Source organism: Streptomyces sp. NPDC096339 (assembly GCF_044762985.1).
GTDB lineage: Bacteria > Actinomycetota > Actinomycetes > Streptomycetales > Streptomycetaceae > Streptomyces.
Genome location: NZ_JBIWFI010000014.1, coordinates 58,627 through 81,968, shown reverse-complemented (window position 1 = coordinate 81,968; position 23,342 = coordinate 58,627). Strand labels below are relative to the sequence as shown.

At 71.2% G+C, this 23,342-nt stretch carries 25 protein-coding genes and 1 riboswitch; of the genes, 2 read left to right on the top strand and 23 right to left on the bottom strand.

Going from position 1 to position 23,342, the window contains the following annotated elements:
• The first annotated feature begins 6 nt into the window (after positions 1-6).
• Positions 7-1,263, top strand: coding sequence for a cytochrome P450 (locus tag ACIQ5Y_RS19835; RefSeq protein ID WP_403881662.1), 1,257 nt, complete (start codon positions 7-9; stop codon positions 1,261-1,263).
• Positions 1,264-1,281: 18 nt separating this feature from the next.
• On the opposite strand, the gene ACIQ5Y_RS19830 is transcribed toward ACIQ5Y_RS19835, so the two are convergent.
• From ACIQ5Y_RS19830 to rpsB, 9 genes are all read right to left on the bottom strand, one after another.
• A complete protein-coding gene (locus ACIQ5Y_RS19830) occupies positions 1,282-2,334 on the bottom strand; it encodes an ABC transporter ATP-binding protein (RefSeq protein ID WP_403881659.1) in 1,053 nt (350 codons plus the stop codon).
• The gene (locus ACIQ5Y_RS19825) at positions 2,334-3,950 is read right to left on the bottom strand and encodes an ABC transporter permease (RefSeq protein WP_403881840.1); all 1,617 of its coding nucleotides are present in this window, start codon (positions 3,948-3,950) and stop codon (positions 2,334-2,336) included. Before ACIQ5Y_RS19825 ends, ACIQ5Y_RS19830 begins: the two co-directional genes overlap by 1 nt.
• 113 nt (positions 3,951-4,063) lie before the next feature.
• Positions 4,064-5,164, bottom strand: a complete 1,101-nt coding sequence (locus ACIQ5Y_RS19820; protein WP_403881656.1) for a thiamine ABC transporter substrate binding subunit — start codon at positions 5,162-5,164, stop codon at positions 4,064-4,066.
• Positions 5,165-5,248: 84 nt separating this feature from the next.
• Positions 5,249-5,358, bottom strand: a riboswitch (TPP riboswitch).
• 58 nt (positions 5,359-5,416) lie between these two features.
• Complete coding sequence (gene rlmN / locus ACIQ5Y_RS19815; protein WP_403881653.1) at positions 5,417-6,529, bottom strand: 23S rRNA (adenine(2503)-C(2))-methyltransferase RlmN; 1,113 nt, start codon at positions 6,527-6,529, stop codon at positions 5,417-5,419.
• Positions 6,530-6,771: 242 nt separating this feature from the next.
• Positions 6,772-7,848 carry a phosphatidate cytidylyltransferase gene (locus ACIQ5Y_RS19810; protein ID WP_403881650.1) on the bottom strand — a complete coding sequence of 359 codons (1,077 nt, stop codon included), beginning with the start codon at positions 7,846-7,848 and terminating at the stop codon, positions 6,772-6,774.
• The gene (frr, locus tag ACIQ5Y_RS19805; RefSeq protein WP_393829986.1) at positions 7,848-8,405 is read right to left on the bottom strand and encodes a ribosome recycling factor; all 558 of its coding nucleotides are present in this window, start codon (positions 8,403-8,405) and stop codon (positions 7,848-7,850) included. The genes ACIQ5Y_RS19810 and frr overlap by 1 nt, the downstream gene beginning before the upstream one ends.
• 85 nt (positions 8,406-8,490) lie before the next feature.
• Entirely contained in the window at positions 8,491-9,270 is a 780-nt protein-coding gene (gene pyrH / locus ACIQ5Y_RS19800) for a UMP kinase (RefSeq protein ID WP_403881647.1), read from the bottom strand.
• Between the two features lie 162 nt (positions 9,271-9,432).
• Positions 9,433-10,269 carry a translation elongation factor Ts gene (gene tsf, locus ACIQ5Y_RS19795; RefSeq protein WP_365174642.1) on the bottom strand — a complete coding sequence of 279 codons (837 nt, stop codon included), beginning with the start codon at positions 10,267-10,269 and terminating at the stop codon, positions 9,433-9,435.
• Between the two features lie 135 nt (positions 10,270-10,404).
• The gene (rpsB, locus tag ACIQ5Y_RS19790; RefSeq protein ID WP_403881644.1) at positions 10,405-11,259 is read right to left on the bottom strand and encodes a 30S ribosomal protein S2; all 855 of its coding nucleotides are present in this window, start codon (positions 11,257-11,259) and stop codon (positions 10,405-10,407) included.
• A gap of 249 nt (positions 11,260-11,508) precedes the next feature.
• Between rpsB and ACIQ5Y_RS19785 the strand changes: the two genes are divergently transcribed.
• Positions 11,509-11,979 (top strand): M23 family metallopeptidase, encoded by a 471-nt coding sequence (locus ACIQ5Y_RS19785; RefSeq protein WP_403881641.1) that lies wholly within the window; start codon positions 11,509-11,511, stop codon positions 11,977-11,979.
• 78 nt (positions 11,980-12,057) lie between these two features.
• Here ACIQ5Y_RS19785 and ACIQ5Y_RS19780 read toward each other — a convergent pair whose 3' ends face one another.
• The 14 genes from ACIQ5Y_RS19780 to rimM all read right to left on the bottom strand — a co-directional run bounded on the left by ACIQ5Y_RS19780 (position 12,058) and on the right by rimM (position 23,306).
• A complete protein-coding gene (locus ACIQ5Y_RS19780; RefSeq protein ID WP_403881836.1) occupies positions 12,058-12,597 on the bottom strand; it encodes a TetR/AcrR family transcriptional regulator in 540 nt (179 codons plus the stop codon).
• A 70-nt stretch (positions 12,598-12,667) separates the two neighbouring features.
• Positions 12,668-13,504, bottom strand: coding sequence for an RNA polymerase sigma factor WhiG (gene whiG / locus ACIQ5Y_RS19775; protein ID WP_403881638.1), 837 nt, complete (start codon positions 13,502-13,504; stop codon positions 12,668-12,670).
• Positions 13,505-13,713: 209 nt separating this feature from the next.
• Positions 13,714-14,967, bottom strand: a complete 1,254-nt coding sequence (gene dprA, locus ACIQ5Y_RS19770; protein ID WP_403881635.1) for a DNA-processing protein DprA — start codon at positions 14,965-14,967, stop codon at positions 13,714-13,716.
• The gene (locus tag ACIQ5Y_RS19765; RefSeq protein WP_403881632.1) at positions 14,964-16,610 is read right to left on the bottom strand and encodes a YifB family Mg chelatase-like AAA ATPase; all 1,647 of its coding nucleotides are present in this window, start codon (positions 16,608-16,610) and stop codon (positions 14,964-14,966) included. Before ACIQ5Y_RS19765 ends, dprA begins: the two co-directional genes overlap by 4 nt.
• Positions 16,610-16,981: a YraN family protein gene (locus ACIQ5Y_RS19760; RefSeq protein ID WP_403881629.1), complete on the bottom strand. Its 372-nt coding sequence runs from the start codon at positions 16,979-16,981 to the stop codon at positions 16,610-16,612. Before ACIQ5Y_RS19760 ends, ACIQ5Y_RS19765 begins: the two co-directional genes overlap by 1 nt.
• A gap of 151 nt (positions 16,982-17,132) precedes the next feature.
• Positions 17,133-17,441 carry a DUF2469 domain-containing protein gene (locus ACIQ5Y_RS19755; protein ID WP_005311352.1) on the bottom strand — a complete coding sequence of 103 codons (309 nt, stop codon included), beginning with the start codon at positions 17,439-17,441 and terminating at the stop codon, positions 17,133-17,135.
• 55 nt (positions 17,442-17,496) lie between these two features.
• Complete coding sequence (locus ACIQ5Y_RS19750) at positions 17,497-18,006, bottom strand: NUDIX hydrolase (RefSeq protein WP_403881626.1); 510 nt, start codon at positions 18,004-18,006, stop codon at positions 17,497-17,499.
• On the bottom strand, positions 17,996-18,808 hold the full coding sequence (gene lepB, locus ACIQ5Y_RS19745) for a signal peptidase I (RefSeq protein ID WP_403881623.1): 813 nt from the start codon (positions 18,806-18,808) through the stop codon (positions 17,996-17,998). The genes ACIQ5Y_RS19750 and lepB (ACIQ5Y_RS19745) overlap by 11 nt, the downstream gene beginning before the upstream one ends.
• Positions 18,809-18,852: 44 nt before the next feature.
• A complete protein-coding gene (gene lepB / locus ACIQ5Y_RS19740; protein WP_403881621.1) occupies positions 18,853-19,758 on the bottom strand; it encodes a signal peptidase I in 906 nt (301 codons plus the stop codon).
• Between the two features lie 113 nt (positions 19,759-19,871).
• Entirely contained in the window at positions 19,872-20,690 is an 819-nt protein-coding gene (lepB, locus tag ACIQ5Y_RS19735; RefSeq protein ID WP_403881618.1) for a signal peptidase I, read from the bottom strand.
• Entirely contained in the window at positions 20,683-21,405 is a 723-nt protein-coding gene (gene lepB, locus ACIQ5Y_RS19730; RefSeq protein ID WP_403881615.1) for a signal peptidase I, read from the bottom strand. Before lepB (ACIQ5Y_RS19730) ends, lepB (ACIQ5Y_RS19735) begins: the two co-directional genes overlap by 8 nt.
• Positions 21,406-21,449: 44 nt before the next feature.
• Entirely contained in the window at positions 21,450-21,800 is a 351-nt protein-coding gene (gene rplS / locus ACIQ5Y_RS19725) for a 50S ribosomal protein L19 (protein WP_073911044.1), read from the bottom strand.
• A 133-nt stretch (positions 21,801-21,933) separates the two neighbouring features.
• Entirely contained in the window at positions 21,934-22,755 is an 822-nt protein-coding gene (trmD, locus tag ACIQ5Y_RS19720) for a tRNA (guanosine(37)-N1)-methyltransferase TrmD (RefSeq protein WP_403881612.1), read from the bottom strand.
• Positions 22,755-23,306, bottom strand: a complete 552-nt coding sequence (gene rimM, locus ACIQ5Y_RS19715) for a ribosome maturation factor RimM (protein WP_403881609.1) — start codon at positions 23,304-23,306, stop codon at positions 22,755-22,757. The genes trmD and rimM overlap by 1 nt, the downstream gene beginning before the upstream one ends.
• Positions 23,307-23,342: the final 36 nt, after the last annotated feature.

The following is a 23,342-nucleotide window of genomic DNA, read 5'->3' as shown; positions in this document are numbered from 1 at the left end:
CCTCTCATGACTGAAGGCATCCTGCGGCAGATCCTCGACTACTCCAGCCGGTCCAACCCCTATCCGCTGTACGAGGAGCTCCGCAAGACCCCGGTGTTCCACGACGGGGACGGACCGTACGTCATCAGCACGTACCACGAGATCAAGAGCCTGTTGCACGATCCGCGGATCAGCTCCGACTCGCGCAACCTGGCGTCGACGGCCGGCGACCCCCTCGGCGAGGAGGACGGCGAGGGCGACGGGACGGCGGCCCTGCCCCCGTCCTTCCTGAAGCTGGACCCGCCCGACCACGACCGGCTGCGCCGGATGACGAACCGCCCCTTCGGGCCTCCGCATTCGCCGCACCGGGTCCACGACATGCGCGGCGAGCTGGGCACCATCGTCACCGGTCTGATCGACTCGATCGCGGAGAACGGCAACGCGGAACGGATCGACCTGGTGGAGGAGTTCTCGTACCCCTTCCCGGTCACCGTGATCTGCCGGCTGCTGGGCGTGCCGAGCGAGGACGAGGCACGTTTCCACGTCTGGGCCGACACGCTCGCCGCGAGTCTGGACCCCGATCCGGACGCCGATCCCAACGAACGCGCCAAGAAGACGCAGGACTCCCGCATGGAGCTCGGCATGTACCTGGCCGGGCTGATCGAGGAGCGGAAGAAGAACCCGGGTGACGACATGCTGTCCCAGCTGGCCACCGCGGACGGGCCGGACGGCGCGATGAGCACGATGGAAGAGCTCAGCACTGCGGCGCTGCTGCTGATCGCCGGGCACGAGACCACCGTCAACCTGATCACGAACGGCATGCTCACCCTGCTGCGCCATCCGGAGGTCCTGGACCGGCTGCGCGCCGAGCCGAAGCTGTCCGTCCCGATCGTGGAGGAGCTGCTGCGCTACGAGCCCCCGGTGCAGCTGCTGCCGCAGCGCACCCCGCTGGCCGACATCGAGATGCAGGGGGTGACCATCCCCAAGGGCTCCTCGCTCTGGCTGATCCTGGCCTCCGGGAACCGAGACCCCCGGCGGTTCAAGGACCCGGACCGCTTCGACCCGGACCGCCCCGACGTCCAGCACCTGGGCCTGGGCAGCGGCATCCACAGCTGCTTCGGGGCGCCGCTGGCCCGGCTGGAGGGCGCGCTGGCACTCAGCGAACTGGCCCGCAGGCTGGAGAACCCGAGGTTGCTGGAGGACCCGCCCCCATACCGTCAGAACGCGGTCCTGCGCGGCCCGCGCCACCTGCCGATCGCGGTGGACGGCATCCGGGCGGCCTGAGGCAGACCCCGGCGGGCCCTACTCCGCGGGCCCGCCCCCGACCGAGGTGGCCGGCAGGACGACCACCTCGGTCGGCGTGAACGTCACCGCCACCCGGTCGCCCACCGCGGGCGCCGCCGCCGGCCCGCACTCGGCCTCCAGCACCGGTCCCGCCTCGGGCCTCAGCCGCAGTGCGACGTGGGTGCCCCGGAAGGTGCGGGACACCACCTCGCAGCCCAGCCCGGCCGCGCACAGCACGACCCCGGCCGGGCGGATCAGCAGCCTGTGCTCCCCGTCCGGGGTGCCCGCCGGAACGGGGACCTTGCCCCACGGGGTGACGGCCGCGCCGCCCGAGACCGCGGCCGGAACCACGTTCTCGAAGCCGAGGAACCGTGCCACGAACTCCGAGGCCGGCTGCTGCCAGACCTCCAGTGGAGTCCCGACCTGTGCGATCCGCCCGTCCCGCATCACCACCACCCGGTCGGCCAGCGCGAACGCCTCGCCCTGGTCGTGCGTGACGGCCAGCACGGTAGTCCCCAGCCGGGAGAACAGCCCCCGCAGCTCCACCACGAGCCGCTCCCGCAGCCCCCGGTCGAGCTGCCCCAGCGGCTCGTCCAGCATGAGCAGCCGCGGCGAGGGCGCCAGCGCCCGGGCCAGCGCGACGCGCTGCTGTTCGCCGCCCGACAGCGAGGCCACCGCCCGGCCCTGGGCTCCGGGGAGCCCGACCAGCTCCAGCAGCTCGGTGACCCGGGATGCGTACGAACCGCGGCCGCCCGAGGAGCCCCGCATGCGCAGACCGAACGCGACGTTCCCGCCGACGTCCCGGTGCGGGAAGAGCTGGTGGTCCTGGAACATCAGGCCCACGCCCCGGCGGTGCACCGGCACCCCGGCCTGGTCCGCGCCGCCGAGCAGCACCCGGCCCGCGGACACCGGCTGGAGCCCTGCGACGACCCGCAGCAGGGTGGACTTCCCGCTTCCGCTCGGCCCCAGCACGCACACCGTCTCGTGCTCGGCGACCTTCAGGTCCACGGAGTCCACGACCGCGCGCTCACCGAAGCGGACCGACACCCCTTCCAGCTGAAGCAGTGTCATCAGAACTCTCCGGAGGTCTTGTCGGGGCGCAGCCGCTCCAGCACCAGCAGGGACACCGCGCACACCAGCATCAGAATCGTGCTCAGGGCCATCGCCTGCCCGTAGTTCAGCTCACCGGCCCGCCCCAGCAGCCGTGCCACGGCAACCGGCAGCGTCGGATGGTCCGGCCGCGCGATGAACACGGTCGCCCCGAACTCCCCCAGCGAGACCGCGAAGGCGAACCCGGCCGCGATCAGCAGAGCCCTGCGCACCAGCGGCAGGTCCACCTCCCGCCACGCCCGCAGGGGCGACGCGCCGAGCACCGCGGCCGCCTCCCGGAGCCGCCCGTCGACGGCGCGCAGCACGGGCAGCATCGTCCGTACGACGAACGGCACGCCGACGAGGGCCTGCGCGAGCGGTACCAGGATCCACGAGGTCCGCAGGTCCAGCGGCGGCTCGTCCAGGGTGATGAGGAAACCGAAGCCCACCGTCACGGCGGACACCCCGAGCGGGACCATCAGCAGCGCGTCGAAGCCGCGTACGAAGCGACCTCCGCGCCGGGTCAGCGCCGCGGCCGCGAGCCCCCCGATGGCCAGGGCGATCGCGGTGGCGGCGAGGGCGTACTGGAGGGAGTTCCAGATCGCCTCCAGCGGCGCCACCAGGAACGTCCCGCCACCGGCGCCCACGTCCTGGAGTGCCCGGTAGAAGCCGAACCCGTATCCGCCGGGCGCGTCGAAGGAGCGTTCCACCAGCACCGCGAGCGGCGCCACGATCAGCAGCGCCACCGTCAGCAGCACCCCGCCGAGCAGGGACCGCTGCGCCCAGCCGCGCGGCCGGTGCGCGGTCCGGGCCGGATCGACCAGCCGCAGCGCGGTCTCCCGCTTGCGCACGGTCCAGGCATGGATGCCGAGGATCGCGGCGAGCGCGGCGAACTGCACCATGGTCAGCACGGCGGCCGTGGACAGGTCCAGGAGCTGCGCCGTCTGCCGGTAGACCTCCACCTCCAGCGTGGAGTACGAGGGCCCGCCGAGGATCAGCACGACGCCGAAGGAGCTGAAGGTGAACAGGAACACCATCAGCGCGGCGGCGGCCACCGCGGGGGCCAGCGCCGGCAGCGTCACCCGCCGCCAAGCGGCGAACCGCCCGGCACCGAGCACCCTGGCGGCCTCCTCCTGGCGCGGGTCCAGCTGGGCCCAGAGCCCGCCGACGGTGCGTACGACGACCGCGTAGTTGAAGAAGACGTGCGCGAGGAGGATCGCCCAGACCGTGGTGTCGAGGCGGACCCCCACCAGCTCGTCCAGCAGCCCGCCCCGGCCGACCAGCGCGAGGAAGGCGGTGCCGACGACCACGGTGGGCAGCACGAACGGAATGGTCACCAGGGCCCGCAGCAGCTGCTTGCCGGGGAACTCGAAGCGCGCGAAGACGTAGGCCGCCGGGAGTGCGATCACCAGGGTGAGCGCGGTGGAGGCGAGGGCCTGCCACGTGGTGAACCAGAGCACGCCGGCGATGTCGGGCCGGGTGATCACCTCGGCGATCCGGCCGAACTGCCAGCCGGTGTCGGTCTTGAGGCCGCGCCCGAGGATCGCGGCGACGGGGTAGGCGAAGAACAGCCCGAAGAAGGCCAGGGGTACGACCATCAGCGCGAGCCGCACCGCCGTGGCCCGGCCGGACTCGCGGACGGGCCGCCTCACGGACCCGGCCGGGACCGGCGCGGCGCCTTCCGGCGCCGCGACCGCTCCCTCGGTACCGCTTACTTCACGACGAGCGCGGTCCATGCCGAGACCCACTGCTCACGGTTCTTGGCGATGGTCTCCGGGGCCACGTTCTCGGGCTTCTCGACCACCACGCCGTGCTTGGTGAACAGCTCCGGCAGGGAGGCGTCCTTCGTCACGGGGTTCACGAACATCTGGAGCGGCATGTCCTCCTGGAACTTCTTGCTGATCAGGAAGTCCACGAGCGCCTTGCCGCCCTCGGTGTTCTTCGCGCCCTTCAGCAGGCCCGCGAACTCGACCTGGCGGAAGCAGGTGCCGGTGGCGACGCCCGTCGGGGCCTCGGCCGGCTGCGGCTCGCCGTACAGCACCTCGACCGGCGGGCTCGTGGCGTAGGAGACGACCAGCGGGCGGTCGCCCTTGGCCTTCTTGCCGCCCGCGGAGCCGGAGAAGCGCTCGTTGTAGGCCTGCTCCCAGCCGTCGACGACCTCGACGCCGTTGGCCTTCAGCTTGCTCCAGTAGTCCTTCCAACCGTCCTCGCCGTACTTGCCGACGGAGGCGAGCAGGAAGCCGAGGCCGGGCGACGAGGTCGCGGCGTTCTCGGTGACCAGCAGGTTCTTGTACTCCGGCTTGACCAGGTCGTCCAGGGTCTGCGGCGGGGCGATCTTCTTGTCGGCGAAGTAGGCCTTGTCGTAGTTGACGCAGATGTCGCCGGAGTCGATCGGGGTGACCCGGTGCTGCTTGTCGAGCACGTACTCGGGCTTCACGTCGGCCAGGCCCTTGGCCTCGTACGGGGTGAAGATGCCGTTGTCGAGGGCGCGCGAGAGCAGGGTGTTGTCCACACCGAAGAAGACGTCGCCGCGCGGGGAGCCCTTGGTGAGGATCTCCTGGTTCAGCGCCGCGCCCGCGTCCCCGGACTTCAGCACCTTGACCGTGTAGCCGCTCTGCTGCTCGAACTCCTTGAGGACCGCCTCGGTCACGTTGAAGGAGTCGTGGGTGACGAGCGTGACGGTCTTGGACTTCGGGCTCTCGGTGCCGCCCGCGCTCTTGTCCTTGGCGTCGCCGCCGCCGCAGGCACTGAGCGTGGTGACGCCCAGCGCGGCCGCGAGCGCGGCGCCCGCGATCTTCTTGGTGGTGCTCACTGGTGATTCCTCCTGGGATGACCAGGAGAAGACGCGGCCCTGCCCGGCGCTCTGTGGGAGCGGACGCCGGGCAGGGCGCAACAGCTTGAGTGGTGACCGAACTTCCTACCCCGAATGACCGGGGCGAGGTTCAGAGGGTCTGCGGATGACGGATACCGCACTCTCAGCGCTGTGGCGCTCCCCTGTCGGAATATGAAATTGGTTCGGCCACAGGGTACCCCGTGGCCGAACATGATCGATCAGGACCGGAATCTAGCGCTCCGAGGCGGCGAGCTGGCCGCACGCGCCGTCGATCTCCTGGCCGCGGGTGTCCCGTACGGTCACCGGCACGCCGTGGCGGGCGATCGCGTCGACGAAGGCCCTCTCGTCCTCGGGCCGCGAGGCGGTCCACTTGGAGCCGGGCGTCGGGTTCAGCGGGATCAGGTTGACGTGGACGCGCTTGCCCTTGAGCAGGCGGCCCAGGAGGTCGCCGCGCCAGGCCTGGTCGTTGATGTCGCGGATCAGCGCGTACTCGATCGAGACGCGGCGGCCGGACTTCTCGGCGTACTCCCAGGCGGCGTCGAGGACCTCGCGGACCTTCCAGCGGGTGTTCACCGGGACCAGGGTGTCGCGCAGCTCGTCGTCGGGCGCGTGCAGCGAGACGGCGAGGCGGCACTTGAAGCCCTCGTCGGCGAAGCGCAGCATGGCCGGGACCAGGCCGACGGTGGAGACGGTGATCCCGCGCTGGGACAGGCCCAGACCGTCGGGCTCGGGGTCGGTGAGACGTCGGATGGCACCGACGACGCGGTTGTAGTTCGCGAGGGGCTCGCCCATGCCCATGAAGACGATGTTCGACAGCCGGGCCGGGCCGCCCGGGACCTCGCCGTCGCGCAGGGCGCGCATGCCGTCGACGATCTGGTGCACGATCTCGGCGGTGGACAGGTTGCGGTCCAGACCGGCCTGGCCGGTGGCGCAGAACGGGCAGTTCATGCCGCAGCCGGCCTGCGAGGAGATGCACATGGTGACCCGGTCGGGGTAGCGCATCAGCACGGACTCGACGAGCGTGCCGTCATGCAGCTTCCACAGGGTCTTGCGGGTGGTGTCGTCGTCGCAGGAGATGTGCCGGACGACGTTCATCAGCTCGGGCAGCAGCTCCTGCTGGAGCTTCTCGCGGGAGGCGGCCGGGATGTCGGTCCACTCGGCGGGGTCGTGCGCGTACCGGGCGAAGTAGTGCTGGGAGAGCTGCTTGGCCCGGAAGGGCTTCTCACCGATGGCGGCGACCGCCTCGCGGCGCTCGGCGGGGGTCATGTCGGCGAGGTGCCGCGGAGGCTTCTTGGCTCCACGGGGCGCGACGAAGGTGAGCTCTCCCGGAACGGGGCGGGCCATGATCGGATACTCCTCGATGGGGCGAGGTCCGGGCGCGCGACTCCGCCGGTGCGGAGCGGACCGCGGCTCGACAGGAGCCGGGAGACCTCTCACGGGCCGTCCCCGCAGACGCGGAACGGCAAAGGCGCGCCACTCGCGAGTGACGCGCCTTTTAGGATAACCCGCTCCGCGGGGGCCGACCGAGGTCGGCAGCGTCCGCGGTCGGCCGGAGACGGCCGAGGCCTTCGGTTGCGGCCCGGATTTCAGCCGGTGCCCACGAACGCCGCCAGCAGCAGCCACACCACCGGGGCCGTCGGCAGCAGGGAGTCGAGGCGGTCCATGATCCCGCCGTGCCCCGGGAGCAGGGTGCCCATGTCCTTGATGCCGAGGTCCCGCTTGATCATCGACTCGCCCAGGTCGCCCAGCGTGGCGCTGACCGCGACCGCGAGGCCCAGCAGCAGGCCCTGCCACCAGGCACCGCCGTCGATCAGGAACTCCATGCACAGGGCGCCCGCCGCCATGGCGAAGGCCACCGCGCCGAAGAGCCCCTCGCGGGTCTTGCCGGGGCTGATGCGCGGCGCGAGCTTCGTCTTGCCGAAGCGCCAGCCCACCGCGTAGGCCCCGGTGTCGCTGACCACGGTCAGTACGAGGAAGGTCACCACGCGCTGCGGTCCGTCGTCGGCGGTCAGCAGCATCGTGACGAAGGTGGCGAGGAACGGCACGTAGAACGCCGCGAAGACACCCGCGGTGACGTCCTTGAGGTAGTCCTCGGGCGGCTCGGTCATCCGCCATACGAGCACCGCGAGGGCGGTGAGGGCCATCGCGACCCAGGCCCCCTCGGCACCGCGGACGTATCCGGCGATGACCATGGCCGCGCCGCCCACCGCGAGCGGGACGAGAGGGGCCTTGATGCCCTTCTTCTCCTGCAGCCGGGAGGTGAGCTCCCACAGACCCACGACGACCGCGACGACGACGACGCCGACGAAGACCGCCTTGACGATGAACAGCGAAGCGAAGATCACCGCGCCGAGGCCGACGCCGACCCCTATGGCGGCGCGCAGGTCCCGCCCCGCGCGCTTCTTCTGCGGCGGGGGCGAGGGGTTCTGCGGTGCCTGCGAAGGCGGGGGCGGGGGGCTGGGCATGGGCTCCTGCGGCGGCGTCTCGTCGCGGAAGAGGGGGCCGCCGTCCGCGGCGGCCCCCCGATCGCGTGCTTCCCGGTCGTCGAAGTCACGGCCGGCGGCATCGGGCACGATGGGCATGGGCCGAGTGTGCGGGCCCACCTGCGCATCGTATGCGGGACCCGCCGGAACCGGCTCCGGCTGCCAGGAAGAGTCGTTCATCAGACTTCGAGGAGCTCGGCTTCCTTGTGCTTGAGGAGCTCGTCCACCTGCGCGACGTACTTCGCGGTGGTGTCGTCGAGCTCCTTCTCCGCGCGGCGCACCTCGTCCTCGCCGGCTTCCTTGTCCTTGACGAGCTTGTCGAGGGCGTCCTTCGCCTTGCGGCGCACGGAGCGGATCGAGACCTTGGAGTCCTCGGCCTTGTTCTTGGCGACCTTGATGTACTCCTTGCGGCGGTCCTGCGTCAGCTCGGGGAAGGTCACCCGGATGATGTTGCCGTCGTTGCTCGGGTTGACACCGAGGTCGGAGTCGCGGATGGCCTGCTCGATGTTGCGCAGCGCGCTCTTGTCGAACGGGGTCACGATCGCCATGCGCGGCTCGGGCACCGAGAAGGAGGCGAGCTGGTTGATGGGCGTGATGGCGCCGTAGTAGTCCGCCACGATCTTGTTGAACATCGCCGGGTGCGCACGGCCGGTGCGAATCGCGGCGAAGTCCTCCTTGGCGACGACGACGGCCTTCTCCATCTTCTCCTCGGCCTCGAGGAGGATTTCTTCGATCACCACGTGCTCCTGCATGTCTTGATTGGATGGTTCAGGCGGGCGGGACGGGCGGGACCCGGCAGGGCCCGGCCCGGCGGCGGACTGCTCAGGCCCGGGTTCCCTGGTCGCTGACAAGCGTGCCGATCTTCTCACCCTTGACGGCGCGCGCGATATTGCCCTCGGCGAGCAGTTCGAAGACGAGGATGGGCAGCTTGTTGTCGCGGCACAGCGTGATCGCCGTGGCGTCGGCGACCTTGAGGTCGCGGGAGAGGACCTCGCCGTACTCCAGTGCGTCGAACTTCACCGCGTCCGGGTTCTTCTTGGGGTCGGAGTCGTAGACCCCGTCGACGCCGTTCTTGCCCATGAGCAGGGCCTCGGCGTCGATCTCCAGGGCGCGCTGGGCGGCCGTGGTGTCGGTGGAGAAGTACGGCATGCCCATGCCGGCGCCGAAGATTACGACGCGACCCTTCTCCAGGTGGCGCACGGCGCGCAGCGGGATGTACGGCTCCGCGACCTGGCCCATGGTGATGGCGGTCTGTACGCGGGAGTCGATGCCCTCCTTCTCCAGGAAGTCCTGGAGGGCGAGGCAGTTCATGACCGTGCCGAGCATGCCCATGTAGTCGGACCGCGCCCGGTCCATGCCGCGCTGCTGGAGCTCGGCGCCGCGGAAGAAGTTGCCGCCGCCGATCACGACGGCGATCTCCGCGCCGTCGCGGACCACCGCGGCGATCTCACGCGCGATGGCGTGGACGACGTCGGGGTCGACGCCGAGTCCTCCGCCACCGGAGAAGGCTTCGCCGGACAGCTTCAGCATGAAGCGGCGACCCTTCTTCTCCTGGTCGCTCTTGTCGTCGGATGCGGTGTGGGGGTCCACGCCCTGATTCATGGAGATCTCCTCGTGCACATACGAAGAAGGCCATTGCCGGTGGGTCCTTGCGGTTCCCTCTACGGCAATGGCCTCCTCGTCAGATCTGCGGTCGTCCTGCGCGAACGCGGACGACTGCCTCAGACCCTACCGGGGTCCGGTGTCCGTCGCGTACGGACGGACTCAGATGCCGACCTTGATGCGGGTGAAGCGCTTCAGGGTGACACCGGCCTCGTCCAGAACCTTCTGCACGGACTTCTTGTTGTCCAGGGCGTAGGCCTGGCCGAGCAGCGTGGCGTCCTTGAAGAAGCCGTTGACGCGACCCTCGACGATCTTCGCGATGGCAGCCTCGGGCTTGCCCTCCGCGCGGGTGACCTCTTCGGCGATGCGGCGCTCGGACTCGACCTTGTCGGCCGGGACGTCCTCGGCGGACAGCCACTGCGGGGCGAACGCGGCGATGTGCTGCGCGACGCCGCGGGCGACCTCGGCGTTCTCCTTGTCGAGCTCGACCAGGACGCCGATCTGGAACGGCAGGTCGGGCATCGTGCGGTGCATGTACGCCGACACGTAACCGCCGGTGAACTGCGCGAAGCGGTCCAGGACGATCTTCTCGCCGAGGTTGGCGTTGGCCTCGTCGACGAAAGCGGTGACGGTCTTGCCGGGCTCGATCTCGGAGGCGAGCAGCGCCTCGATGTCGGCCGGGGAGGTGGCGGCGACGTGCGCGGCCAGCTGGTTGGCGACGGCCAGGAACTTCTCGCCCTTGGCGACGAAGTCGGTCTCGCACTTCAGCTCGACGATGACACCGGAGGTGTTGTCGTCGGCGATGAGGGAGACGACCGCACCGTTCTCGGCGGAACGGCCCTCGCGCTTGGCGACGCCCTTCTGACCCTTGATGCGGAGGGCTTCCTGGGCCTTGTCGACGTCACCGTCGGCGTCCACGAGCGCGTTCTTGCAGTCCAGCATGCCGGCGCCGGTGAGCTCGCGGAGCTTCTTGACGTCAGCGGCGGTGTAGTTCGCCATGAGTCTGTGATTCTCTCTCGAAGTCGTAGATCTACGGGTGAACGGCGGAGGCGCCGCGCTTTTGGCGCGGCTCCCCCGCCGTCATCGTCCGTGCTGCGAGTGCCCGGCGCGTGAACGCCGGGCGCTCTCAGAGGGTCAGGCCTGCTCGGCGTCGGCGGCCGGGGCCTCGACAGCGGCCTCGGCCGGAGCGGCCTCGGCGTCGTCGGCCTTCTTGTCGCCCTCGAGCAGGTCGCGCTCCCACTCGGCGAGCGGCTCGGCGGCGGCCTTCTCGCCCGGCTTCGAGTCACCGGTCGCAGCGCCGGAGCGGGCGATGAGGCCCTCGGCGACGGCGTCGGCGATCACGCGGGTGAGCAGGGTGACGGAGCGGATCGCGTCGTCGTTGCCCGGGATCTTGTAGTCGACCTCGTCGGGGTCGCAGTTGGTGTCGAGGATCGCGACGACCGGGATGTGGAGCTTGCGCGCCTCACCGACGGCGATGTGCTCCTTCTTGGTGTCGACGATCCAGACGGCGCTGGGGACCTTCGACATCTCGCGGATACCACCGAGGGTCTTCTCCAGCTTGGCCTTCTCGCGGGAGAGGACCAGGAGCTCCTTCTTGGTGAGACCCGAGGCGGCGACGTCCTCGAAGTCGATCGCCTCAAGCTCCTTCAGACGCTGGAGGCGCTTGTAGACGGTGGAGAAGTTGGTGAGCATGCCACCGAGCCAGCGCTGGTTGACGTACGGCATGCCAACGCGCGTCGCCTGCTCGGCGATGGCCTCCTGGGCCTGCTTCTTGGTACCGACGAACATGATGGAGCCACCGTGCGCGACGGTCTCCTTCACGAACTCGTAGGCGCGGTCGATGTACGACAGCGACTGCAGCAGGTCGATGATGTAGATGCCGTTGCGCTCCGTGAAGATGAAGCGCTTCATCTTCGGGTTCCAACGACGGGTCTGGTGACCGAAGTGGACGCCGCTTTCCAGCAGCTCCCGCATCGTGACGACGGCCATGGCCATCTCCTTGGTTTCTCGGTTTGGTTCCTGACGCCCCGCCGCGCCCTGCCCCGCTGAGGGACCGAGAGACGCTGTCACCTGGCCGTTTCAGGCCGGTGCTGGGGCGTGCGAAGTCGACCCGGTGACCCGGATCGCCACAAGAAGTGTACGGGACCCGGCGGTATGCCGGGTGACGCCGTTGTCCACACCGCCCGGACCGTCCACAGGCCGGCGCACGCCCTTCGGCGGCTGCGGGACCCTCCGGTCATGACGACACTGCTGATCAGCCTGCTCCTGGCCCTGGCGCAAGCCGCCGTTCCCGGGGTCCGCCCGCTGCCCGGACCGCTGTCGGTCGTCCGCTGGTGGGACCCGCCGCCGACGCCGTACGCGGCCGGGCACCGGGGCGTGGACCTGGCGGCCGACGCGGGCACGGAGGTCCGGGCGGTCGCCGCGGGCCGGGTGCACTTCGCCGGCCCGGTCGCGGGTCGGGGAGTCCTCTCCCTGACCCTCCCGAACGGCCTGCGCACGACCTACGAACCGGTCCGCGCGCTGGTCTCCGAAGGCGAGGCGGTCACTGCCGGCCAGGTGGTCGCGGTCCTCACGGAGGGTTCCCACTGCCCGGCCCCGTGCCTCCACTGGGGCCTGCTGAGGGGCGAGGAGTACCTCAACCCCCTCACCCTCCTCCCCCGCACCACACCCCGCCTGCTGCCGACATCCGAGGCACGGGGCGGCCCGTGAGCCGCACCGGCCCGCCTGCCGGAGCACCAGCCCCTCCGGCGTTTGAGGAGCGGGGTCCGGGGCGGAGCCCCGAGGGCCTCAGCCCCGGACGCCCCGCAGGGCCATGGCCACGGCCGTCTCCGTGACGACCGCGGGGTCCTCGGCGGCCCCGAGCTCGATCCTCCGCACGGCCGCGTCCACGACACCCTGCAACAGCATCGCCGCGAGTTTCGGCTCACGCTGCCCGAGGGCAGCCAGGGCCTCGACGATCATCGCGACGAGCCCTCCGTGGGCCGCGCGGATCTTCTCCCGCGCCCCGGCGTCCAGCTCGCTCGCGGAGATGGCCACCACGGCCCGGTGCCGCCGGTCCCCCACCAGCCCCAGCTGGCTCCGGACATAGGCCTCGATCTTCGCTTCCGGCGCCTGCGCGGCCTCCATCGCCGCCTCGATCTCGGCGGCCCACACGGGGAAGTCCACCGCGCACAGCTCTTCGACCACGGCCGCGCGGGAGCGGAAGTACTCGTACACGGACGACCGGGCGAGCCCGGTCCGTTCCGCGAGGGCGGGGAAGGTCAGCGCCTCCGTACCGCCTTCGGACAGCAGGGTTCGCGCGGCGTCCAGAAGGGCGCCGCGCTGCATCGACCGGTGCTCGGCCACGGAGGCCGCTCGAATCCTGGGCACACGTCCACTCTACGGAGGTACCGCAAGCTCACCGCCCCACGTCCGCCAACTTCGCCCGGAGTTGCAGCACCGACTTGGTGTGGATCTGGCTGACGCGGCTCTCGGTGACGCCCAGCACGTTGCCGATCTCGGCCAGCGTGAGCCCCTCGTAGTAGTAGAGGGTCACCACGGTCTTCTCGCGCTCGGGCAGCGTGTTGATGGCGCGCGCCAGCAAGCGCCTGAGTTCGCGGTCCTCCGCCACCTCCACCGGGTTGTCGGCGGCGGTGTCCTCCAGGGTGTCCATGAGCGAGAGCCGGTCGCCGCCCTCTCCGCCCACGTGCAGGAGTTCCTCCAGGGCGACCACGTTCGCCAGCGACAGCTGGCTGAACACGGCGTGGAGGTCATCCACCCCGATCCCCATCTCCCCCGCCACTTCGCTCTCGGTGGGAGTACGCCGCAACTGGGCTTCCAGCGTGGCGTAGGCGCGCTCCACGGCCCGCGCCTTCTGCCGCACCGAGCGCGGGATCCAGTCCAGCGCCCGCAACTCGTCGATCATCGCGCCGCGGATACGGGTGATCGCGTAGGTCTCGAACTTGATCGACCGGTCGACGTCGAACTTCTCGATGGCGTCGATCAGCCCGAAGACCCCGGAGGAGACGAAGTCGGCCTGTTCCACATTGGGCGGAAGACCCACGCTCACCCGGCCGGCGACGTACTTGACCAGCGGGGAGTAGTGCAGGATCAGCTGTTCCCGCAGCCGCTCGTCGCCCGAGGCCTTGTACGAGCGCCACAGCACCTCCAGGGACGAGGGCGCGGTGGACCGCTCGCTGCCGCGGGCAGCGGGGGGCACCGCAGCGCGGTCAGACCCTGAGGTGTGCTGGGGCATGCTTCGCCTTTGCCGGAGCGGGATTCCTTGGGAGCGTAGCGTGACGGAAGTGTCGCGGTGCGCGAAGAGTACGGGATCGCGCGGGGGCGCAGGCGCGATCCGACTCGCGCGGGCGGCCCGGGACCGGCGCCTGGCGCTCGGTCCCGACAGCCGGCATCGGGAAGACCGCGTCTCTCATCGCTTTCACTCTTTCACCGGAACGCCCCAGGTCAACCACCGCCTCGCCGGACATCCCCGGTTTGTGTGCCTCCCCCAGCCGTTTGTCTGCTCAACTGCCAGTCATCGCCCTGCCGTTCGACGAACCCCAGAGAGTGAAGTTCGTACAGTCTGCCGATGACTTCATCGGCGCCGGTGCCGGAGGCAAGTGCCAACTCCGCCACCCGCACGGGACGGCCGGCCGGGAGTGCTTCGAGCACCCTGGCGGTGTCGCGGTCGAGGAGGTCCCGGGCGAGCAGCGGCCCGCGCCTCTCGGGAGCCAACTCGCCCATGGCGCCGACCAGCTCGACCACCTCGGCCGCGTCTGTGACCAGCTCGGCCCCGCCCCGCAACAGCTCGTGCACCCCGGCGGAGAGCCCGCTGGTGGCGGGCCCGGGGACACCCATCGTGAACCGGCCGAGCTTCTGGGCCTGCCGGGCGGTGACCAGGGAGCCGCTGCGATGGGCCGCCTCCACCACGACCGTGCCCCGGGTGAGGGCGGCGATGACCCGGTTGCGCAGGACGAAGCGGCTGGGGGTGGGGTGGCTGCCCGGTGGCAGTTCCCCGAGGACCAGCCCCTGGCCGGCGATCCGGCCGAGCAACTCGGCGTGTCCGCGCGGATAGGCGACGTCCGCCCCGCAGGCGAGCACCGCCGCGGTGGCGCCGCCCGGGGCGAGGGCCCCGCGGTGGGCGGCGCCGTCGATCCCGTACGCGGCTCCGGAGACCACGACCCAGCCGCGCTCGGCGAGCCCGGCGGCCAACGTCTGGGCCATGTGCGCGCCGTACGGGGTGCACGCCCGGGCGCCGACCACGGCGACGGAGCGCAGCGCCCAGGTCCGCAGGTTCGGCCGGCCCCGCAGCCACAGCCCGACGGGGCGGGCGTCGCCGAGGTCGTCGAGCTGGCTGGGCCATTCCGCCGACCCGGGACACACGAACCGGCCCCCGGATGCGGCGGCCGCCGCCAGGTCCTTGCGGGGGTCGGCCAGCGCCGCCCGCCTGCGGTACCCGGCGAGCCGCTCGGCCCCCGCCCCGGCAGGCGCCCGGACCCCGCCTTCGCCCTCTCCCTCGCTCCCGGTGAGCATCCGCATCAGCCGCACGGCCCCGTACTGGCGCAGCCACCGCCCCGCGATCTCGTCCCCCGGCTCCACGACCCGCGTCAACGCGGCCCTGGCCAGCACCTCCGGTCCGGCCGCGTCGGCCGGGGCCCGGCTCCGGCCGACGCGACCACCCGGCCCGCCACCCGGCTCCGCGTCCCCCGTCCCGGTCATGACCCGGCTCCCACGGTCGCGGCGGCACCCCGGGCGATGCCGGTCCTCAGCTCCAGGGCGACCGTCACGTCCAGCGCGTCCGGTCGGTCACGCCCTCGCAGGTCGGCGACCGTCCAGGCGACCCGCAGCACCCGGTCCAGGCCGCGGGCGGTGAGCAGGCCGCGCTCCATGTCCCGCTCGGCCTGGGCCAGCGCCCCCGGGCCCGCCCGCCACCGGGTGCGCAGTTCCTGGCCGGGCACCTCGGAGTTGAGCCGCCACGGGGTGTCGGCGAGCCGGGCCGCCGCACGGTCCCTGGCCTCCCGCACCCGGTCGGTGACCTTGGCGGTGGATTCCCCCCGGCGGCCCTGCCCCAGCAGATCGGACCGGGTCACGGGCTCGACTTCCACCCGCAGGTCCACCCGGTCGAGCAGCGGCCCGGACAGCCTGCCCTGATAGCGCCTGATCACCGAGGGCGGGCACTCGCACCCCGTCCCCTGGAGGGTGTGGCGCCCGCACGGGCACGGATTCGCGGCGAGCACCATGAGGAAACGGGCCGGGAGCCGGACCACCCCGGCCGCGCGGGCGATGACCACATGGCCCGATTCGAGGGGCTGGCGCAGCGCGTCCAGTGCCCGGCCGTGGAACTCCGCGGCCTCGTCGAGGAAGAGCACGCCGCGGTGGGCCAGGGAGACCGCCCCCGGCCTCGGTACTCCGTTCCCGCCGCCGACCAGCGACTGCATGGTCGCCGAATGGTGGGGTGCGCAGTAGGGCGCCCTGGCGACCAGCGGTTCTCCGGGTGGCAGGATGCCCGCCACCGAGTGGACCGCCGTCACCTCCACCGACTCCTGACGGGTCAGCGGGGGCAGGATCCAGGGCAGCCGCTCGGCCAGCATCGTCTTGCCCGCTCCGGGCGGCCCGCTGAGGAAGAGGTGGTGGCCTCCGGTGGCCGCCACCTCCAGGGCGCGGCGGGCGGCGTGCTGACCGGCCACGTCCGCGAGGTCGGGGAAGTCCGGCGCGTCTCCCGCGCCGGAACGGCCCTGGCCGCCGAGTCCCGCCCCCAGCCCCGCCCCCGGCACCAGCAGACCCGCCAGCATCGGGTCGGGCCTGCCTGAGGCGGCCGTCGTGTCCGGGGCGTCCTCCTCGGGGACGGGCGCGTCCGTCAGGACCGCGATCAGCTGGCGCAGGCTGCGGACCCCGAGCACCGAGACCTCCGGTACGAGCGCGGCCTCGGCGGCGCACTGCTGCGGAACCACCACCTGCCGGTACCCGGCCTCCGACGCGGCCAGGACGGCCGGCAGGATCCCCCGGACCGGGCGCACCCGGCCGTCCAGCCCCAGCTCCCCGATGAGTACGAGATCGGCGATCGCGCCGGGGTCGACCACCTCGGCCGCCCCCAGGACCGCCGCGGCCACGGCCAGGTCGAAACCGGCGCCGCTCTTGGGCACGGAGGCCGGGCTGAGGCCCACCGTGAGCTTCTTCTGCGGCCAGGCCGCACCCGAATTGACCACGGCGGCACGCACCCGGTCCCGGCTCTCGACCAGGGTCTTGTCGGGCAGCCCCACCAGGGTGAAGGCCGCGACCCCGGGCTCCAGGCCGGCCTGGACCTCCACCACCACGCCGTCGACGCCGACCAGGGCCACCGAACAGGCTCGTGCGAATCCCATCAGGCCACCCCCCTGACGTGCTCCACCACGGGCGCGCCGCGCCGCGGCAGCAGGACTCCCACCAGGTCGATGCGCACCCCGCCCGGGGGCGGTCCCCCGTGGTCGGCGAGCCACCGGCCGGCGAGCCTGCGCAGCCGCTCGGCCTTGCCGGGCCGCAGGGCGGCCATGGGATGCTCGAAGTCGCCCTCCCGACGGGTCTTGACCTCGCACACGACGAAGGCGTCCCCGTCCCGCGCGACGATGTCGATCTCCCCGCTGCGGCACCGCCAGTTCCGTGCGATCACGGTCATCCCGGCCTCGATCAGCCGCCGTGCCGCCAGCTCCTCGCCGTACCGCCCCAATGCCTGCTGTGCCACGCCCTTCGCGTTCATCCGGCACCACCTCCGGCACCGACGGTCCCGCACCCCCGCCCACCTTGTGGATCTTGGTGGACAACCCGGCCGTTGTGGACAATCCCGTCACCCACACGAAGGACGAGCCCCGGTCGACACCGTGGGCCCGGCACGATCCGAAGGGGACCGACTAGCTGCCGGGCAGTTCGAGGTCGCTCTTGTTGAGCTCCTCGATGTTCACGTCCTTGAAGGTCAGCACGCGGACCTGCTTCACGAAGCGGGCCGGCCGGTACATGTCCCAGACCCAGGCATCCGCCATCGAAACCTCGAAGAAGACCTCCCCCTGCACCGAGTGCACCTGCATCTCGTAGTCGTTGGTGAGGTAGAAACGGCGCTCGGTCTCGATCACGTACTTGAACAGCCCGACGACGTCGCGGTACTCCCGATAGAGCTTCAGCTCCATCTCGGTCTCGTACTTTTCGAGGTCCTCGGCACTCATGGCATGTTCCCCTTCAGCCGTGCGTCCCCCTATTGTGCGCCAGACCCACGCGCCCCTAAACGATTTCCGGGGGCAGGACCACCGGCGCACCCGGAGGACCGTCGTCGAGCAGAGTCTTCAGCAGCTCGGCGAGTCTGGTCGGGTACACCGTCTCATGCGCCGCGATCAGTTCCTCGTAGGTCCACCACCTGGCTCCGGCGACGCTGCGCCGCTCCAGCTCGGTGAGCCCGCCCATCACGGTCTCCGTCTGGTCGGTACGGGCCAGGAAGTACCACTCGTCCTGTTCCCAGCGCCGCCCGTCGAAGGGGAAGGAGCAGTACCGGTGCCACAGCACCGGCCCGAGTTCGACCTCCGTGATCCCCGTCTCCTCCGCCAGTTCCCGCAGCGCGGCCTGCTCCCGGCTCTCGGCTCCCTCCAGCCCGCCACCCGGGGTGAACCACCAGGTGTCGCCGGGGTCGGCGGGCTCGAAGCCGTGCAGCAGCAGGATCCGGTCCGCCGGGTCCAGCAGGATCACCCGGGACACCTGCCGCGGGCCGGCGGTCCCGGCGGCCGGTTCAGCGGGCACCGGCCCGCTCCTGCCGTCGCCCGCGCCCCAGGATCCGGGCGACGGGCCCGTACGCGGCCCCCAGCACCACCAGGACGGCCCCGGCGGCCACCGCCGCCAGCTGGAGCAGCAGCGGCCCGTGCCCGGAGGTTCCGCCGGGCAGGGACTCGTACGTCTTCGGCCGCTCCAGCATCGACATGGCGGGCCAGGCCAGGGCGTCGACGCGGGCGCTGACGGCCTCCCGGGGCACGGTGCCCCGTCCGGCCTCCTGAAGGTGCGCCCGCGAGTCCAGCGAGGCGCCGCGGCGGTCGCCCATGAGGAAGAGGTTCCCCTCCGGGACCGTCACCTCGAAGGGGGTCCCCGTGGGGGCGCTCTGCCCGGGAGGCATCTCCAGGCCCGTGGAGGGTTTGGTGTCGTCGATGTACGGCTCGTCGAGAGGCGTGCCGTTCACGGTCAGCTCGCCGTGGGCGCCGCAGCACTTCACGGTGTCGCCGCCGATGCCGACGACCCGCTTGACCATGGGCGAATCGCTCCACGTGGAATCGGTGAAGATGACGACGTCGCCGCGGCGCACCTCGCCGTCGTCGATGCGCTGCGCCAGCACCCGGTCGCCGGGCTTCACGGTCGGCATCATCGAGTCGGTCGGCACCGTGTAGGGCCGGTAGACGACCGCACCCCAGACGAAACCGCCGAGGAAGAGCGCAAAGCCGATGGCCACGGCGATCCCCGACAACACATTGCCGAGGCCGCCGCGGCCATCCCTGCCGGCGCCTGTTGAACGGGTATCGCCCGAACGCGTACCGCTTGCCTGCGTGCCGCCCATTGCAGCGCCCCCACACTTCGGAGATCGTCGACCTGGGCGGAACCCTACCCGGCAGTACGCCCGCTGGTCAGCCTCCTGCGGCGCCACATGACGAGCGGCACGGCGCCGGTCAGCCCGAGCGCGGCCGGACCGAGCCCGACGGGAGCCAGACCGGAGGCCCCGAGACCGAGCGCGTTCGCCGCGGCCTGGTTGTTGATGCCGGGCTGGTCGAAGGTGTCCGGGACGGGCAGGGTGGACCAGCGGTTGAGCGGCCACGCGACGACCACGGCCCGCCCGACGACCTTGTCGACCGGCACGAAGCCCTGGGTGGAGTCCTGCATGTGGTAGCGGGAGTCCTGGGAGTTCTGCCGGTGGTCGCCCATCACCCAGATCTTGCCCTTGGGCACGGTGATCGGACCGAACGGCATGTCGTCGCACGGGGTGTTGCCGGGGAAGATGTACGGCTCGTCGAGCGGCTTGCCGTTGACGACGACCGGTCCCCCCTTCTTGCACTCGACCGTGTCCCCGCCGATGGCGATGGTCCGCTTGATCAGGTCCTTCTCGTCCGCGGACGGCATCAGACCGATCTTGCTGAGGACCGTCTGTACGAAGTTGGGCTCCGGAGTGGGCTCCCCGGACAGCCAGTTCAAGGGATCGTGGAAGACGACGACCTCGCCGCGCTCGGGCTCGGAGCCGAACCACGGGGTCAGCTTGTCCACCAGGACCCGGTCGCCCCGCTGCAGCGTGTTCTGCATGGAGTCGGAAGGGATCGAGAACGCCTGGACCAGGAAGGTCTTGATCAGCAGGGCCAGCAGCAGGGCGATGCCCACGAGGAGCGGGAGCTCCTTCCAGAAGGAGCGGTGCGCCTGAGCCGTGGCTTCGCCCTCCCCCTCCTCGGCCTCGCGCGCGACGGCGTCGTCATCCGGCCGTTCCTCACCCTCGTCGCGCCCGGACCGTGCGCCTACCGCCACGTCCCCCACATCCACTCCTCAATTCGAGATCGCCGCCCGCTCCGAATCGGACACGGGCCCTCCCCTCCCCTAACGAGCGGGAGTTCCCCAAGGGTCGGGAGACCCAGGACACACTATGCGAACGGCGAGGCCCGACGGCGCCGACGGCGCGGGCGCGCCTCGCGCCTCGCCTGATCGGGCACCATGCGGAAGGTCGCGGGGGTCTCGAAGCTGGTCCAGTGCCCGTAGGGCCAGGCGATCACCACGGCCTCGCCCACCACGCCTTCCTCGTCGATCGTGCCCTGGAAGGCCTCGTCGAGGTGGTAGCGGGAGTCCGCCGAGTTCGCCCGGTGGTCGCCCATCACGAAGAGCCGGCCCGCCGGCACCTGTACCTCGAACGGGATGTCGGAGGGGGCATTGCCCGGGCTCACGTACGGCTCGTCGAGCGGCTGGCCGTTGACGGTGACCCGGCCCTTGGCGTCGCAGCACTTGACGGTGTCCCCGCCGACGCCGATCACGCGCTTGATCAGGTCCTGCTCGTCGGCCGAGGGCAGCAGGCCGATGAAGGTCAGGGTCTGTTTGATCTGTTTGACCCCGATCGGGTCGGGGGCCGGCCGGGCCGCCTCGCCCCGGAGCCAGCCGCCCGGGTCCTTGAATACGACGATGTCGCCGCGCTCCACCTTGGAGCCGAACCACGGGGTCAGCTTGTCCACCAGGACCCGGTCGCCGATCCGGATGGTCTGCTCCATCGAGCCCGACGGAATGAAGAAGGCCTGTACGAAGAAGGTCTTGAGGAGCATGGCGATGCACAGCGCCACCACCACCAGCAGCGGCACCTCACCGGCCCGGCGCGTGCGGCGGCGCCGTTTCACCCGGCGGGCCAGCCGCCGCCGCTCGGCCCGGCTGCCCGGCTCGGGCGCCGGTTCGTTCCGAGGCCGCCCGCGGCTACCCATGGCCGCCGCCGGCGGAACCCCAGCGCGACACCGGCAGGCCGATCCAGTCGACCCTCCCGATCACCTTGTCCACCGGCACCATTCCCCCGCCCGGCTCCCCCAGGTGGTCCCGGGAGTCCCGGGACTGGGAACGGTGATCGCCCATCACCCACAGCGTCCCGAGCGGCACGACGATCCGGAACGGCACCTTCGAGGGCGTGTCGCCGGGGAAGAGGTACGGCTCCTGGACCGGCACGCCGTTGACCTCGATCCGCCCGCCGGCGTCGCAGCACACCACGTCGTCGCCGCCGACGCCCACGACCCGCTTCACGAAGTCGGTGTCCGAGGGCTCCGCGAGCCCCAGAGCGGAGGCCGCTCCGTGCAGGGCCTCGCCCACCGGATTGCCCTCGGGGCGTTCCCGTACGAAGGAGCCCGTGCCGTCGAAGACCACGAGGTCGCCGCGGCGCGGCTGGTCGCCGAAACGGTACGCCAGCTTGTTGACCAGCACCCGGTCGCCGACCTGGAGCGTCGGCTCCATCGAGCGGCTCGGGATCAGGAAGGGCTGGACCACGAAATTGCTGACGAGAAGCAGGAGGACGGTGCAGACCACCCCGAGCACTCCGGCCCGCCGCCAGGTCAGCGGCCGCACGACCGCTGACAACGCAAAACGCGGCCGCCCCTCCCCCTTGCCGGGGGAGGAGTGGCCGCGCTGCGTGTGAGGTGCTTCGGTGTCCATCGGGGGCGAGCCTATCCGCCCTGCCCCGGACACCGGAGGGGACCTCAGTTGTCGCGCTTCTCCTTGATCTTCGCGGCCTTGCCGCGGAGCTCACGGAGGTAGTACAGCTTGGCGCGGCGCACGTCACCGCGGGTGACGAGCTCGATCTTCTCGAAGATCGGGGAGTGGACCGGGAAGGTACGCTCCACGCCGACGCTGAAGGAGACCTTGCGAACGGTGAAGGTCTCGGAGACACCGGCGCCCTGGCGACGGATGACTACGCCCTTGAACTGCTGGATACGGGAGCGGTTGCCCTCGATAACGCGGACGTGCACGTTGATCGTGTCACCCGGGCGGAAGGCCGGGACGTCCGAGCGGAGCGCGGCGGCGTTGACGCCATCGAGCAGGTGAGACATGTTCTTCGTCTGCTTTCTTCGCATGACGCCACAGGTCGCCAGTGCGGGTTTCCGTAGAGAATTCGGGAGCCGTGCCACCCGTCGGACGACGATCCCCCTGTGGCAGGGGCGCCCGCGAGCACACAGCAGCCGCCTATTCTTCCACGGCCTGGGACCTACGCCAAAATCGGCCGTCGGCTGAGGGCTGCCAGCCCAGGATGGAGAGGATCTCCCGGTCCTTCTTGTCGAAGGCGGACGCCTCACAGCGCTCGATCAGGTCGGGGCGGTTGGCCGCGGTCCGACGGAAGGCCTCGTCCCGGCGCCAGCGGGCGATCTTCCCGTGGTGGCCGCTGAGCAGCACCTCGGGGATGTCCCGGCCGCGCCACACCGGGGGCTTGGTGTAGACGGGCCCCTCCAGCAGGTTCGCCATCTCGCCGGGCGCGAAGGAGTCGTCCCGGTGCGATTCGGCGTTGCCGAGCACTCCGGGCAGCAGTCGGGCCACCGCCTCGGTGACGACCAGCACCGCGGCCTCGCCGCCCGCCAGGACGTAGTCGCCGATGGAGACCTCGTACACCGGCATGCGCGTGGCGTACTCGTCCATGACCCGGCGGTCGATGCCCTCGTAGCGGGCCGGCGTGAAGATCAGCCAGGGCCGCTCGGAGAGCTCGACGGCGAGCTCCTGGGTGAAGGGGCGGCCGCTCGGCGTGGGGACGACCATGACGGGCCCGTGGGCGCCCGCCTCGTAGCCGTCGGCGAGCGCCTCGTCCAGGGCCTCGCCCCACGGCCCGGTCTTCATTACCATGCCGGGACCGCCGCCGTAGGGGGTGTCGTCGACCGTGTTGTGCCGGTCGTACGTCCAGTCCCGCAGGTCGTGGACGTGCACGTCGAGCTGGCCGCGGGCGCGCGCCTTGCCCACGAGGGAGACGTTCAGCGGTTCCAGGTACTCGGGGAAGATCGTGACGACGTCGAGACGCATCAGGCGTCGCCCTCCGCGTCACGGGCGGAGGCGATCTCGGCGCGGTCGTCGATCAGCCCGGGCGGCGGGGTGATGACGCAGCGCTGCTCCTCCAGGTCGATCTCGGCGACGATCTCCTCGACGAAGGGGATCATCACCTCGGTGCCGTCGGGGCGCTCGACGATGAAGAGGTCCTGCGACGGCAGGTGGGAGATCTCGGTGATCCGGCCGATCTCGGTGCCGTCCTCGAGTACGACGTCCAGGTCCATGAGCTGATGGTCGTAGTACTCGTCCTCCTCCTCGGGGAGTTCGGCCGGGTCGACGTCCGCGATCAGCAGGGTGTTGCGCAGCCCCTCGGCGCCGGTGCGGTCCTTGACGCCCGCGAAGCGGAGCAGGAGCCGGCCGCTGTGGACCCGGCCCGTCTCGATGGTCAGCGGACCCGCCGACGCCGGTTCGGTCCGGAGCACGGCGCCGGGCGAGAGCCGCAGCTCCGGCTCGTCCGTGCGCACCTCGACGGTGACCTCACCCTTGATCCCGTGGGCGCGGCCGACCCGCGCGACTACCAGCTCCACCTGAGAAACTCTCCTGTTCGGACGACAACGGGCCGG